This window comes from Actinomadura roseirufa, from assembly GCF_900659635.1.
Taxonomy (GTDB): Bacteria; Actinomycetota; Actinomycetes; order Streptosporangiales; family Streptosporangiaceae; genus Spirillospora; species Spirillospora roseirufa.
Map to the genome: position 1 here is coordinate 1 of NZ_CAACVB010000217.1, position 13,455 is coordinate 13,455.

13 protein-coding genes are annotated in these 13,455 nt (G+C 71.6%); 4 read left to right on the top strand and 9 right to left on the bottom strand.

The window, feature by feature from the left end; all coding sequences use genetic code 11:
• The 4 genes from E1291_RS45255 to E1291_RS31775 form a co-directional block, all read right to left on the bottom strand.
• The coding region (locus E1291_RS45255) for a twin-arginine translocation signal domain-containing protein (protein WP_165495373.1) at window positions 1-137 on the bottom strand (137 nt) is incomplete at its 3' end.
• 155 nt (window positions 138-292) lie between these two features.
• Window positions 293-1,099: an enoyl-CoA hydratase/isomerase family protein gene (locus tag E1291_RS31765; RefSeq protein WP_131741770.1), complete on the bottom strand. Its 807-nt coding sequence runs from the start codon at window positions 1,097-1,099 to the stop codon at window positions 293-295.
• Entirely contained in the window at window positions 1,054-2,058 is a 1,005-nt protein-coding gene (locus tag E1291_RS31770) for an alpha/beta hydrolase (protein ID WP_131741771.1), read from the bottom strand. The genes E1291_RS31765 and E1291_RS31770 overlap by 46 nt, the downstream gene beginning before the upstream one ends.
• A gap of 102 nt (window positions 2,059-2,160) precedes the next feature.
• Window positions 2,161-2,913 carry a gamma-glutamyl-gamma-aminobutyrate hydrolase family protein gene (locus E1291_RS31775; RefSeq protein WP_242614501.1) on the bottom strand — a complete coding sequence of 251 codons (753 nt, stop codon included), beginning with the start codon at window positions 2,911-2,913 and terminating at the stop codon, window positions 2,161-2,163.
• Window positions 2,914-3,371: 458 nt separating this feature from the next.
• Here E1291_RS31775 and E1291_RS31780 point away from each other — a divergent pair, with 458 nt between their 5' ends.
• A complete protein-coding gene (locus E1291_RS31780) occupies window positions 3,372-4,451 on the top strand; it encodes a globin domain-containing protein (protein WP_242614502.1) in 1,080 nt (359 codons plus the stop codon).
• 26 nt (window positions 4,452-4,477) lie between these two features.
• Here the strand turns inward: E1291_RS31780 and E1291_RS31785 are convergent, their stop codons facing one another.
• The gene (locus E1291_RS31785) at window positions 4,478-4,777 is read right to left on the bottom strand and encodes a hypothetical protein (protein WP_131741773.1); all 300 of its coding nucleotides are present in this window, start codon (window positions 4,775-4,777) and stop codon (window positions 4,478-4,480) included.
• A 483-nt stretch (window positions 4,778-5,260) separates the two neighbouring features.
• On the opposite strand from E1291_RS31785, the gene E1291_RS31790 reads away from it, so the two are divergent.
• The gene (locus E1291_RS31790; RefSeq protein WP_131741774.1) at window positions 5,261-5,983 is read left to right on the top strand and encodes a LuxR C-terminal-related transcriptional regulator; all 723 of its coding nucleotides are present in this window, start codon (window positions 5,261-5,263) and stop codon (window positions 5,981-5,983) included.
• A gap of 34 nt (window positions 5,984-6,017) precedes the next feature.
• Here the strand turns inward: E1291_RS31790 and E1291_RS31795 are convergent, their stop codons facing one another.
• The 4 genes from E1291_RS31795 to E1291_RS31810 form a co-directional block, all read right to left on the bottom strand.
• Window positions 6,018-7,121, bottom strand: coding sequence for a polyprenyl synthetase family protein (locus E1291_RS31795; RefSeq protein ID WP_165495375.1), 1,104 nt, complete (start codon window positions 7,119-7,121; stop codon window positions 6,018-6,020).
• Between the two features lie 109 nt (window positions 7,122-7,230).
• Complete coding sequence (locus E1291_RS31800) at window positions 7,231-8,103, bottom strand: SAM-dependent methyltransferase (protein ID WP_242614503.1); 873 nt, start codon at window positions 8,101-8,103, stop codon at window positions 7,231-7,233.
• 58 nt (window positions 8,104-8,161) lie between these two features.
• Window positions 8,162-9,199, bottom strand: coding sequence for a zinc-binding dehydrogenase (locus E1291_RS31805; RefSeq protein ID WP_131741776.1), 1,038 nt, complete (start codon window positions 9,197-9,199; stop codon window positions 8,162-8,164).
• Window positions 9,199-10,404 carry an acetylornithine transaminase gene (locus E1291_RS31810; protein ID WP_131741777.1) on the bottom strand — a complete coding sequence of 402 codons (1,206 nt, stop codon included), beginning with the start codon at window positions 10,402-10,404 and terminating at the stop codon, window positions 9,199-9,201. The genes E1291_RS31805 and E1291_RS31810 overlap by 1 nt, the downstream gene beginning before the upstream one ends.
• A gap of 274 nt (window positions 10,405-10,678) precedes the next feature.
• On the opposite strand from E1291_RS31810, the gene E1291_RS31815 reads away from it, so the two are divergent.
• Both E1291_RS31815 and E1291_RS31820 read left to right on the top strand, forming a co-directional pair.
• Window positions 10,679-12,082, top strand: a complete 1,404-nt coding sequence (locus E1291_RS31815) for a cytochrome P450 (protein WP_207401046.1) — start codon at window positions 10,679-10,681, stop codon at window positions 12,080-12,082.
• 37 nt (window positions 12,083-12,119) lie between these two features.
• Window positions 12,120-13,205 (top strand): alcohol dehydrogenase catalytic domain-containing protein, encoded by a 1,086-nt coding sequence (locus E1291_RS31820; RefSeq protein WP_131741778.1) that lies wholly within the window; start codon window positions 12,120-12,122, stop codon window positions 13,203-13,205.
• Window positions 13,206-13,455: the final 250 nt, after the last annotated feature.

The window sequence follows — 13,455 nt, forward strand, 5'->3', positions numbered from 1 at the left end:
TAGGCTCCGCCGGCCTCGCCGGCCGCGAGCCGCAGCGTTCCCGCCCCGGCCGGGGCGTCCGGGCAGCCGGTGGCTCCGGCCGCCGTCGCGGCGCAGACCGCGGCGCCCTTCAGGAACGTCCGGCGGGAGGCGCGCACGGGCCGAGGCTACCCCGCCCGCGCGGCCCCGTCGCCCGGGATCGCGGCGTTGCCACGATCACGGCGAGGGGCGGGCATGAGGGCGTTCGCGCCGTCCCACCGCCGGGAGAGCCGATGCCGAGGTCTCGCCCGCCCGCGGGCCGGCCGCCGCGCGGTCAGCCGAAGTCGGGGGCGCGCTTCTCGCGGATCGCCCGCACGCCCTCGCGGACGTCCGGGCCGGTGAAACCGAAGAACTCCATCGCCAGCGACGCGTCGAACGTCGGCCCGGCCAGCCTCAGCCAGTTGTTCAGCGCGTGCTTGGTGAACGACAGCGCCTCCGCGGGTCCGGCGGCCAGGCGCTCGGCGATCTCCAGCGCGCGCCCGTGGACCTCCTCGTCGTCCACGCACACCGAGACCAGGCCGATCCGCTCGGCCTCCTCGCCGGTGAGGACATCGTTGAGCAGCAGGTAGTACTTGGCCTTGGCCATGCCGCACAGCAGCGGCCAGACGAGCGCGGCGTGGTCGCCCGCCGCGACCCCGAGCCGGGTGTGCCCGTCGATGATCCGCGCGGTGCGGCCGGCGACCGAGATGTCGGCCAGCAGCGCCACCGCGAGACCCGCGCCGACCGCGGGGCCCCGCACCGCGCTGACCACCGGCTTGCCGCAGTTCACCACGTTCATCACGATGTCGCGGGCCTCGCGCATGATCCGCCGCCGGGCGGCGTGGTCGGTCATCATCGTCTCGATCATGGACAGGTCGCCGCCCGCGGAGAACGCCGTCCCCTCGCCGCGCACGAGGACGGCGCGGGTCTCGTCGTCGGCGTCCACGTCCCGCCAGATCTCGGCCAGCTCGCGGTGCCCCGCGGCGTCGACCGCGTTGAGCCTGCCGGGCGTGCTCAGCGTGATCCGCAGTACCCCGGGCGCCGCCCGGTCGATCTTCAGCCGCTCGTACCTGCCGTACCGCTCGTCCCCTGCCGCGTCCATGCCGCGCCGCCCTCCCGAGTCCGGCCTGCGAGTGCCGCGCGCAATCGTCGCACAGCGAACCGCTGCGCCCGCGCACCGGCGTCGAAGATCTCCGGGAGCAGGAAGAACGAGTGCACCACGCCGTCGTAGCGGCGCAGCTCGACCGGCACCCCGGCCGCGGCGAGGCGACGCGCGTACGCCTCCCCCTCGTCCCGCAGGATGTCGTACTCGGCGGTGATCACGGTGGCGGGCGCGGCCCCGCCGAGCTCGGCGGCGCGCAGCGGCGCCAGCCGCGGATCGGCGGGGTGCGCGCCGTCGCGGTACAGCTCCATGAAGCGGGCGAGCGCGCCCGCGTCGAGCCCGTACCCGGTGGCGTACTCGCGCCAGCTCGGGGTGTCCATCGCCGTGTCGGTCACCGGGTAGACGAGCAGCTGGTGCGCCAGCGGCAGGCCGCGTTCGCGGGCCAGCAGCGCGACGGCCGCGGCGAGGTTGCCGCCCGCGCTGTCGCCGGCCACCGCGAGGGACCCGGGAAGGGCGCCGTAGCGGCCCGGGTCGTCGGCCACGGCGGCGGTGACGGCCCAGGCGTCGTCCACGGCGGCCGGGAACGGGTGCTCGGGCGCCAGCCGGTAGCCGGCGTTGAGCACGAGGCAGCCGGTGCCCGCGGCCAGCTCGCGGCAGGCCGCGTCGACGGCGTCGACCCCGCCGAGCACCCACCCGCCGCCGTGCAGGTAGACCACGGCGGGCAGGGGGCCGGCGGCGGCGGGCACGGGCCGGTAGAGCCGGACCGGCAGGGGCCCGCCCGGTCCGCGCACGCGCAGGTCGGCGACCTCCGGCAGCTCGCGCCGGACGGCGGGGCACAGCGCGCCGATGCCGCGCCGCATCTCCTCGATCGAGGGACCGTCCGGTGCCGCGCCGGGCGCGCCCCCGGCCGGGTCGGCGAGCATCTCCAGGAAGCGCGCGGTCTGCGGATGCAGGGGCATGCTGCGGCCTCCAGGGGACGGCGGCGCGAGGTCTCCCGCCCTCTTCCCCCAGGCCGGGCCGCCAACCGCGCCCGTCTCCGGCACCCGGCCGGTGCGCCTCCCTCAGCGCCCGGCGGCCTCGTCCACCAAGGCCTCGAACAGGCGCCGGTCGTCGCCCTCCTCGGGGTGCCACTGGACGCCCAGCCCGAACCGGTGGCCCTGCAGTTCGACGGCCTCGACGACCTGGTCCTCGGCCCAGGCGACCGCCGACAGGCCCTTGCCGAGGCGGCTCACCGCCTGGTGATGGTAGGTGGGCACGTCGGCGGCGTCCCCGAGGACCTTCCCGATCTCGCTGGTCGCGCTGATCTGTACCCGGTGCGAGCCGGCCAGCCCGGTCCCTGGGGCGTGCCCCCGGTGCCCGACGACCTCGGGCAGGTGCTGGAGCAGCGTCCCGCCACGGGCCACGTTCAGCACGTGCATGCCGCGGCAGATCGCCAGGAAGGGCAGGCCGGCCTCCACCGCGGCGCGGACGAGCGCCAGCTCGAACCGGTCGCGCTGGGGTTGCGGGGGGCCGGTCTCGGCGTGCCGGGCGGCGCCGTACAGGTCGGGGTCGAGGTCTCCGCCGCCCGCCAGGACGAGCCCGTCGAGCCGGGCGACGAGCGTGCCGACGCCGCGCAGGCTCGCCGCGGGCGGGAGCAGCACCGGCACGCCGCCCGCGCGCTCGACGGCGCGGACGTAGGCGGCCGGCAGAAGCGCCGCCTCGCGCACCCACACCCCCCAGCGGGCCGGCTCCTGATAGGTCGTGACACCGATGAGCGGCGGGGCGCCGCCCATGGCGGCGCCGGGGCCCGGGGCCCCTCCGATCGCCTCTGACATCCGTGGTCTCCCCTCAGCCGGCCTTGCCCGGCGGCCGTGCGGACGAACAGAACCACTCCCCCAGCCGCCCCGAAACCCGCCTCGACGGAAATAAAGGAAATCTTCTACCCGGGTGGAGAAGCATCTCCCACCGTAGGCCACCCCCTTGACCGCCGCCGCGAATGACACCCGATATACCGATCGGTATTCGCACTATATGTCGGAATTATTCTTATCACAGTAAATGATATGCCGATCACTCTCCGTCAGCTCGGCCGACGATCGCCGTGAACCGCTTGAGTACCTGCGGCGACGGATGCGAGAATCTCACAAAGCCGGGCACCCTCCACGCACCGGCCCCTGACGCCGGAGCGGAACCGGCGCCCAAAGGCCCAGGGGGGCGAGTTTGTCAAATGGCATGGGAACCCCGGATCGTCAAAGAGAGTTTCGCCCGGCTTGAATCCGATCCCGACCGGGCGGTGAATTTCTTCTACGGCCGCCTTTTCGCCGCGGATCCCCGGTTGCGGGCCCTGTTCCCGCCCGAGATGACCTCCCAGCGCGACCGGCTCTTCCACGCGCTCGCCAGGATCGTCTGGAGCCAGGACAACCCCGCGGAGCTGCGGGCCTATCTGTCCCGGCTCGGCCGCGGCCACCGCAAGTACGGCGTGCTTCCCGAGCACTACGCCGTCGTCGGCGAGGCGCTGGTCGCCACCCTGCGCGCGTTCGCGGCCGAGACGTGGACCGCCGAGGCCGAGGCCGCCTGGACCGCCGCGTTCGCCGCGGCGGCCGACACGATGATCGAGGCCGCCGAGCGGGACGCGGCCACGAGCCCGCCCTGGTGGGTCGCCGAGGTCGCCGACCACGACCGCAGGGCCGCCGACCTCGCGGTGCTCACGCTGCGGCCCGGACGGCCGCTGCCCTTCGCCCCGGGCCAGCATGTGCCGGTGCAGGCCGCCCGCTGGCCCCGGGTGTGGCGGCCGTACTCGATCGCCAACGCCCCGCGGCCGGACGGGACGCTGCGCCTGCACGTGCGGGCGCAGCCCTGCGGCTGGGTGAGCGGCGCCCTCGTGCGGCACACCACGGCGGGCGACACCGTGCTGCTCGGGCCCGCCGCGGGCACCATGGCCCTCGACCTCGCCGAGGACCGCGACCTCCTGCTCGTCGCGGGCGGCACGGGGCTCGCCCCGCTCAAGGCGATCGTCGAGCAGGTCGTCATGTCCGGCCGGGCGCCGCGGGTCCACCTGCTGGTGGGGGCGCGGAGCGAGCGCGACCTGTACGACCTGCCCGATCTACGGGCGCTGGAGGCGGCGCACCCGTGGCTGACGGTCGTCCCCGTGCTGTCGGAGTCCCTCGGCTACGACGGGATGCGCGGGCTGGTGGCCGATGTCCTGGACCGCTTCGACGGGTGGGAGGGGCACGAGGCGTACGTGGCGGGTCCCGTCGCGATGGTCCGGCGGACGGTCACGTCCCTGCAAGAGCTCGGAGTGCCGCCCGAACGCATCCACCACGATCTGACCGGCGGTCACGAGATCCCGGTCCCTGCCGCCGGGACCCGCTGACCCGGTCCCCGCCGACCGGGGCCGTGTCACCGGCCCGCACGGCCCCTGGGACGCCGGAGCGGGCAGCTGCGCTCCATGCGCGCGGCACTGGCGATCACCTCGCTGACCATCCTCCTGCCCTCCGGCGACAGGCCGGCGAGGGCCCGCAACGTGGCGTCGTCGACGTCCCCGTCGCGCATGAGGGCGAGCAACGTGAGCAACCCTCCGGTCCTCACCGCGTCCTCACCGTCGCCGAAGTAGCTCATCGGGACCTCGAAGAAGGTCGCGAGCGTCCGCAGTGTCCGCAGTGTGGGATTCGGCTGCCTGCCCGTTCGCAGCTTCCACACCGTCGACCGCGATATCTCCTCCCCGGTGACTCTCCGCAAGGCGGCGGAGACTTCGGCATCTGAGGTCGCCGGCGCCAGATCCGATGGCCACATGTGACTTATCAGCCAATTGACCTTGTCTGCCAGCGTTCGCGGCGACTGCGAGGCTGACACGCGGCCCTCCAACGTAGGCGAACGGCTACACGCCGAGAAAACACCTGCTGGGACGGTTTGCTTCCACCTTGGATTATGGTCCGACTCAGACATCACGACCAAGGGGTTGACATCATAGGAAAGCATATGTTTATCTGCAAACATTGCCACTTTGATCTCCACGGGACGCACGGTGTCACTTTGAGGAGCAGGGCAGGTTCCGTTCACGCACGATGACGAAGCGCGCCGCTCCGCCCCGCCGGCCGGGCGGCGAAATCTCGACCGCTCCTCACCGCTCTTCCCGACCGGCCCAATAGAGTCGATACCTTTCTCATCATCCAGTGAGGCGATATGAGGGTTCTCGTAGCGGACCCTGATCCGACAAGCCGCAGGTGGGTGCGGCGCATCCTCGACGAGGACGCGGCCCATGAACTGGTGGGCGATGCCGCGGACTCCGAGCGGGCGATCGAGATCGCCGACCGGACCGCCCCCGACGTCGTGCTCCTCTCGCGTGACCTCTCCTCGGACGACCAGGCACTGGCCGACCGGCTGATCAGTCGTTGCGGAGCGGCCGTGATACTCGTCGGCGCCACCGGAAACGGCTCCGCTGTCTGGCACGGGGTCAACGGAGGCGCCATCGGCTACTTACTGAAAGATCGACTCGGCCGCGAACTCCACCTGGCGCTCCGCGCGGCGGAGACCGGCGGAACCTTCATCTCCCCGCCGCTGTTCCGGCAATTAGTCGGATATCTGGGCAGCCATCTCAGCCAGAACCAGGCGAACCTTACCGCCACCGAGATTCGCCATTCTCTGCTGCCCCGGGAGCTGGAAACCCTCTACCGGCTCTCGATCGGCCAGTCCACCCAGGAGATCGCCCAGAACATGGCGATCGCGCCCGCCACCGTTCGCGCGTACGTCTCTCGCCTGCTCGGCAAACTCGGGCTTCGCAACCGCGGCGAGGCGATAGCGCTGGCGTACCGTTCCGGGTTCTACGCGCCCGAACGGATGGTCCCGGAGGGCACGTGCCCCGCGTCACGGCACGAGAGCGGCTGGCGCCGGCCGCGATGGAGATGAGCCCGCGGTGCGGGTGCGGCCGCGCGCCCTCCGCTCAGCCCTGCGCCCCGGTTGCGGCCGGCCGGGGCGGAGCGTCGCGGGTGACGATGAGCCGGAAGAGGCCGATGAGCCGCTCCCTGGCCGGAGATTCGGGCAGCGCCTCGGTGAGCAGTCCGACCGCCCGGTCGAGGTGGTCTCGGGAGAGGCGCTCAGCCCGAGCGCGTCCACCCGCCGCTTCGATCGCCGACGCCCACGCGCTCAGAGCCGATTCGCCGACGGCCGTCGCCACCGTGGCGCGCGCGTCGTCCAGAGCCGTCGCCAGCGACCGTCCCGCCGGAGTTCCCGACCGCAACGCGGCGATCACCGGGAACGTCTTCTTGCCGCCGCGGAGATCGCTGAACGCGGGCTTACCTGTGATGACCGGATCACCCCAGATGTCCTCCACATCGTTGGCAAGTTGCCAGGACAGGCCGAGATGGCGTGTCGCCTCCCGCAACTGGTCCGCCAGCGTCACCGGCGCCCCGCCCAGCCGTGCGCCGATCGCGGTACAGCAGCTCAGCAGCGCCGTGGTCTTGCCGGTCGCGGCGACGTAGTGCTCGGTGGTGACGTCGGCGACCCCGAGGGTGTCCAGGGCCAGATCCGCGGCCTGTCCGCAGATCATCTCGTCGAGGGCGCCCACCAGCAGCCGCGTGACGTCGCGTCCCACCTCACCCGCCAGAGGCGTCAACTGGCCGAGGGCCAGCGCGATGAGGGCGTCGCCCGCCAGGATCGAGGCCGGCACGCCGAAGACGGCCCACGCCGCGGAACGGCCGCGGCGCCTGTCGTCGGAGTCCATGATGTCGTCGTGCAACAGTGAGAAGTTGTGCACCAGTTCGACCGCGACGGCGCCCGGGACGGCGCTCTCGGTCCCCGCCCCGGCGGCCTGGGCCGACAGAGAGACCAGGGCGGCCCGCAGATACTTACCGTCGCCGTGTCCCGCAGGCGTTCCGTTCTCGTCACACCAGCCAAAGTGGTAGCCGCAGAGCCGCGCCAGGTCGGGGTGAAGGCCGTCGACGGCCGCGCGAAGCGCCGGCAGCACCAGGTCACGGGCATCCCCCAGGAGGGAGCGGACATCAGCGGCGCCCCCGACGGTACTGGAGGTCGGGTGGGAAACGGTCACGTGAAGCCTCCTTCTCAGTGGCGGGCGGACACGCGTCGTCCGGAATGCCGGACCATGGTCCGCCGGCCCGTGCGCACCTCGGCGGACGGGCCGGCGGACCACGGGATCCTCAGCCCGCGGCCACGCGCTCGGCCGCGATCACCAGGTAGTTGAGATGGTTCTGGCGGTAGCCCGCGAGGAAGGGCGCCTCCACCCCCGTCTTGAGCCGCGAATGGTCTCTGAGCTCCCAGTACGGGACGGCCTCAGCGGTGAGGTCCAGAACCCGCGACGGCACGAGCCCGTTCTCGGCCAGCGCCTTCAGGTAGGTGCCGCGCTTGTGGATGTGACAGACGTAGTGCTCGTCGATGGCCTCGACGTCCGGCGAGGTCGCCGTGACCGCGTCGTTGAGACACCATGTGACCAGCACGTAGCGGCCGCCCGGCCGCAGCACCCGCGCGAACTCGGCGAACGCTTCGAACAGGTCCACGTACATCGTGGTCTCGTTGGTGACGACGGCGTCGAAGACGCCGTCCGCGAACGGCGTGTGCACCATGTTGGCGTAGTGGAAGGCGACCCTGTCGGCGGAGCCGCGACGCAGGGCGAGCCGCTCGGCGAACTCGATGTGGTGCGTGCAGAAGTTGACGCCGTCCACCCGGCACCCGAACCGGTCATGAATCATGAAGCTGGTCCCGCCCCGGCCCGACCCCCCGTCCAGCACGCGGGCGTCCGGCTGCAGGTCGAGGGCGTCGGTGATGAGAGCGACCTGCTCGCTCTCCAGGCGATGCATCTCCTTGAGGATGAGAGCCTCGCGGTCCTGCTCGGCGGCATTGAGTATGTTGCGGTTGAAGTCGCCGACCGCGAAGTGGTGATGATAGAGGCCGTCCGCCTCGCCGAGCAGCAGATTGATCTCGTCGCTCTGCTTCTCCTCCCAGTGCCGGTGGAGGTCCCGCTCATAGGCGGTGCGTACCACCGCGTCCTTGACACTGACGCTTTCCACGGTCACGTGTGACTCCTTAGCTGTCTTCTCATGAGACGGAGGGCGGCAGGTGGGGGCGATGCCGCTAGATACGGATCAGCGCCTTGAGGGCGTGGCGCTCGTGCATGGCCGCGTAAGCCCGCGGCGTGTCCGGCAGGTCCAGGGTCAGATCGAAGACGGGCCCGGCATCGAGCTCACCCACGAGCACGTCGGCGAGCAGGTCCGGGAGATAAGCGCGAGCCGGGGCCAGCCCGCCGCCCAGTGCGATGTTGCGGTCGAAGAGCTGCCGGACGTCAAGGCGGTCGCCGACGCCGTGCGGGGTGCCGACGAAGCCGACCGCACCGCCTGAACGGGCGATCGCGATGGCCGTCTGCAGGGAGTCGCGCGTGCCGACGGCCTCGATCACCGCGGGGACGCCCGATCCGCCGGTCAGCTCACGGACCCGCTCGGCCGCGGCGGTACCGCGATCGCGCACGATGTCAGAGGCCCCGAACCGGCGCGCGAGGGCGACGCGGTCCGGATGCCGCCCGAGCATGACGATCCGCTCGGCGCCGAGCCGCCGGGCCGCGAGCACCCCGCACAGTCCGACCGCGCCGTCACCGACCACCGCGACGGTGCTCCCGGGGCGGACCCGGGCGGCCAGCGCGGCATGATGCCCCGTGCACATCACGTCGCACAGCGCCATCAGCGCCGGGACGAGGGGGCCTTCCGGCGCGTCCGGCAACCGGACGAGCGTGGCGTCGGCGTAGGGAACGCGTACCGCCTCGCCCTGACCGCCGTCGGCGCCCGGCTGTCCCCAGATGCCGCCCTGCCGGCAGCAGGCGTGCATGCCGTCGGCACAGAACTCACACTCCCCGTCTGACCAGAGGAACGGGGCGAGGACGTGGTCGCCCGGGCGCAGGGTCTCGACGTCCGATCCGACCTCCTCCACAGTGCCCATGAACTCGTGGCCCATGCGCTGCCCGGGCCGCCGAGGCGCCGTTCCCCGATAAGCCCAGAGGTCACTGCCGCAGACGCAGGCGTGGGTGACGGCGACCACCGCGTCGCGGGACGACCGCAGCGCGGCGTCCGGCACCGATTCGACCTGGATGTTCTTCGGACCGTGGATGGTGGCCGCCCGCATCAGAGCGCCCCCGCTCGCGCCTCGGCCGTCCGGCCGAGGACGGACGGAAGTGCCGTCACGAAGGACCGGATCTCCTCGAACGAGAGGATCAGCGGTGGGGACAGCCGTACGGCATCGGGCCGGACCGCGTTGACCAGGAAGCCGGCGTCGCGAGCGGCGCCCTCGACCGCCGCGGCGCACCGCTCGGTCAGCACGATCGCCCGCCACAGCCCCCGGCCGCGCACCTCGGCCACGAGGGGGTGCTCCAGCCCGCGTATGCCGTCCGCGAGAACCTTCCCGGCCTCGGCGACATGGACGAGGAGCCCGTCACGCTCGATGGTGTCCACCACCGCGAGCGCCGCCGCGCAGCTCACGGGGTTACCGCCGAACGTCGAGCCGTGGTCGCCTTTGACCAGGACGGAGCCGTACGCGCCGAGGCCGACGCACGCGCTGATCGGCAACCCGCCGCCGAGTCCCTTCGCGAGGGTGAGCACGTCGGGCCGCACGCCTTCCCGCCGATGGGCGAACCAGTCTCCCGTACGCCCGATACCGCTCTGCACCTCGTCCAGAACCAGGAGGGCCCCGGTCGCGTCGCAGATCTCGCGGGCGGCCCGCAGGTAGCCGGGCGGCGGCGGGACGACCCCGGCCTCGCCCTGGATCGGTTCGAGGAACACCGCCGCGCACCGCGCGTCGACGGCCGCCGCGAGCTCGTCCGCACCTCCATAGGACACGAAGCGCACATCCCCGCCGAACGGGCCGAACGGATCTCTGATGGTCGGCCGGCCGGTGAGCCCGAGCGCCCCCATGGTCCGGCCGTGGAAGCTCTCATGGGCCGCCACCACGTAGGGGCGGTCCGGGCCCGCGTGCTTGCGCACGAGCTTGAGGGCCGCCTCGTTCGCCTCGGCTCCGGAGTTGGCGAAGAAGACGCGGCCGTCGGCGTCCAGCAGTCCCAGCAGCCGTTCGGCGAGCCGTACCGCGGGCTCGTGCAGGTAGAGGTTGGAGATGTGCGCGAGCTCCCGTACCTGCCGGGAGACCGCGGCGACCACGGCCGGATGGGCGTGGCCCAACGCGGACACCGCGAGTCCGCCGATCAGGTCGAGGTACCGCGCACCGTCCACGTCCCAGACCACGCAGCCCTCGCCTCCGGCGACCGCCACCGGTGGAGTTCCGTAATTGGCCATGAGCGCGGATTCGAACCGGTTCTGCAGCTTCCGGGTGTGATTCATCGACCACCACCTGATCCCGATCTGACGTTCGCGGGCGGGCAATGCTCACCACAAAACCACCACCCGAACCGGAAGGCAATGGCCGATCGGAAAAAGAACTTCCCATCGGCATTCAATTTCATATTTCCGCAGGTCAGGGCAGAGATAACCATCCCTTGCCCGCCTATCCAGTTCACATGATCAACTGCACATTACGTTGAATGGGCATGCATGTGCGCTGCATTAATGTCGCCATCAGAGGTGTTGTGACCGCCACACGGAACCGCGACAGTTAATGCGCAAGGTCCATAAGTTCCGCGAACGAGACATCGACTCACCGGAGGGTGCGATGATGGTCCAGGAGATCCCCGTCGCGTCAGGGGCGCCGCTGGTCGGCGCCATGCTGGACTTCCGGCGGGATCCACTGGAGACCTATCTGCGGGCCTACCGCGAGCACGGTGACGTGGTGCGGTTCACCGTCGGGCCGCCCGGCCTGCGCCAGCGGTTCTACGCGGTCTTCTCCGCCGAGGGCGCCCAGCAGGTGCTCGCCCGTTCGGTCGGATTCCGCAAGGACGACTCGTTCTACGACGAGATCCGCGAGATCTTCGGGAACGGGCTCCTGACCAGCCAGGACGAGGACTACGTCAGGCAGCGTCGGCTCATCCAGCCGTTGTTCACCCGCCGCCGGGTCGACCGGTACGCCCTGGCGATGTGCGAGGAGACATCGGTCACCGTCCAGGAGTGGCGCGACCGCCCCGGCGGGATCATCGACATCATCCCCGAGATGACACGGCTGACCCAGCGAGTGGTCACCCGCGTGCTCTTCGGCGCCGCGAGCGAGGAGGCGGGCGACATCGTCGACCGCTGCTTCCCGCTGCTCGGCGAGTACATGCTCCGGCGCGGGTTCGCGCCCATCCCCCTGCCGCGCGGCTGGCCCACCCCCGCCAACCGCCGGGCCGCCGCGGCGCGGCGTGAGCTGTACGACGTATGCGACCGCATCATCAGGCGGCGGCACGCCGACGGCGACGCCGACGGGAACGACCTGCTGAACCTGCTGCTGCACACCGGCGCCCCCGGGGACGACCGGCTGACCGACGCCGAGATCCGCGACCAGGTTCTGATCTTCTTCCTGGCCGGGCATGAGACGACGGCGACGACGCTGACCTTCGCGCTCCATCTCCTGGCACGCCACCCGGACGCCCAGGCACTGGCCCGGGACGAAGTGGACCGGGTCCTCGGCGGACGCGTCCCCGAAGCCTCCGACTTCGACCGCCTGGCCTACGTCCACATGTCCCTCAAGGAGGCGATGCGCCTCTTCCCTCCGTCCCCGGGCATCAGCCGCCGCGCGACGACGGAGACCGAGGTCGGCCGATACCGGATCCCGGCCGGCGAGATCGTGCTGCTGTGCCCGTGGGTGACGCACCGCCACCCCGCTTACTGGGCGGAACCAGAGAAGTTCGAGCCGGAGCGTTTCGCACCGGAGTTGGAGGCCGCGCGGCCCAGGTACGCGTGGTTCCCGTTCGGTGGCGGCCCGCGCGCCTGCATCGGGCAGCACTTCTCGATGTTGGAGGCCGTCCTCACCGTCGCGCTCCTGCTACAGAACTTCGACCTCGAGGCCGTGGACACCGAGATCACGCTCACTCAGAAGATGGCCCTTCGCTCGGAGGGGCCGATCCGGATTCGGCTCACTCCGCGCTGAACCCGACCTTTCACAAGGCTCCTGAGAGGTGAGTCCGATGCGAGCCGCTGTACTGTTCGAAGCCGGTGCGGGCGGGCTCGAGCTACGCGACGACGTCGTGGCGCTCGGCCCGGACCAGGACGAGGTGCGCATCCGCATCCGCGCGACCGGCATCTGCCACTCGGACCTGTCCGTGATCAACGGCGAGCTGCCCGGCGGCGGCGGTGCCATGGTCGTCGGGCATGAGGGCGCGGGCGAGGTGATCGCGGTCGGGAGTCGTGTCGCCGCGGTCGCGCCCGGCGACCACGTCGTCGTCAATTGGATCCCCGCCTGCGGCGCCTGCGACGACTGCCGCGCCGGCCGGGCGCATCTGTGCATGACCTTCATGGCGAACCTCTTCGAGAGGCCGCATTTCGAGGTGGGGGGCGCGCCCGCCTTCGGCATGGCGGGGACCGGCACCTGGGCCGAGGAGGTGGTCGTGCCCTGGCAGGCCGCGATAAAGATCGGACACGACGTTCCATTCGAGCACGCGGCGCTTCTTGGCTGTGGTGTCCCGACGGGGATCGGCGCGGTGCTCAACACCGGCGACGTCCGGCCCGGCGACTCCGTCGCGGTCATCGGACTCGGTGGCGTGGGCCTGTCCGCCGTCCAGGGCGCCCGTCTCGCCGGGGCGACGACGATACTCGCGGTGGATCCCGTGGAGGCCAAGCACGTGCTCGCGAGAAGGTTCGGGGCCACGGACACCACCGCCCCGGAGGGACTCGCGGCGGCCCGGGACCGGCTCACCGGCGGGCGCGGCTTCGACCACGCCTTCGAAGCGGTCGGCCGGAGCGCGACCATCAGGGCGGCGTGGGACGTGACACGCCGCGGCGGGGACGTGATCATCGTCGGAGCGGGCGCGCCCGGCGACAACCTGGAGATCAGCTCCTACGAGCTGTTGTTCGCCGCCCGTAACCTCAAGCCGTCCGTCTACGGCGCGTCGGACCTGCGGCGCGATCTGCCCAAACTGATCACACTGATCAAGACCGGCCGGTTCGACGTCGAGGGTCTCATCAGCCGCCGGCTCCGGTTCGATGACCTGCCGGAGGGAGTCGCGGCGCTCGACAAGGGCGAGGCCGTCCGCCAGGTGGTCGTCTTCGACTGAGGGCGCGAACACGTTCCGGCTCCACGGTCGCCGACGCCGGGGCGAAGGCCCGGATCCTTTGGGTGCGGGCCTTCGCCGAGCCTCGGCCGTTCAGCGCGACGTCCCCGAACCGGTTCAGTCCTTGTTGAAGTTGACCGCGCCCTCGATGGGAGGCGGGCTGTCGGGGACGGTGGACGGCTTGGGCACGCCCTTGAAGGTGAACTTGGCGTCCTCGCCCGAGCCCTCGGTGCCCACGATCACGATCTGACCG

What these genes read in the sequence shown, in the direction of transcription:
- E1291_RS31765 (WP_131741770.1), bottom strand. Translation starts at nt 1,099, where the DNA reads ATGGACGCGGCAGGGGACGAGCGGTACGGCAGGTACGAGCGGCTGAAG.
- E1291_RS31770 (WP_131741771.1), bottom strand. Translation starts at nt 2,058, where the DNA reads ATGCCCCTGCATCCGCAGACCGCGCGCTTCCTGGAGATGCTCGCCGAC.
- E1291_RS31775 (WP_242614501.1), bottom strand. Translation starts at nt 2,913, where the DNA reads ATGTCAGAGGCGATCGGAGGGGCCCCGGGCCCCGGCGCCGCCATGGGC.
- E1291_RS31790 (WP_131741774.1), top strand. Translation starts at nt 5,261, where the DNA reads ATGAGGGTTCTCGTAGCGGACCCTGATCCGACAAGCCGCAGGTGGGTG.
- E1291_RS31805 (WP_131741776.1), bottom strand. Translation starts at nt 9,199, where the DNA reads ATGCGGGCGGCCACCATCCACGGTCCGAAGAACATCCAGGTCGAATCG.
- E1291_RS31810 (WP_131741777.1), bottom strand. Translation starts at nt 10,404, where the DNA reads ATGAATCACACCCGGAAGCTGCAGAACCGGTTCGAATCCGCGCTCATG.
- E1291_RS31815 (WP_207401046.1), top strand. Translation starts at nt 10,679, where the DNA reads ATGCGCAAGGTCCATAAGTTCCGCGAACGAGACATCGACTCACCGGAG.
- E1291_RS31820 (WP_131741778.1), top strand. Translation starts at nt 12,120, where the DNA reads ATGCGAGCCGCTGTACTGTTCGAAGCCGGTGCGGGCGGGCTCGAGCTA.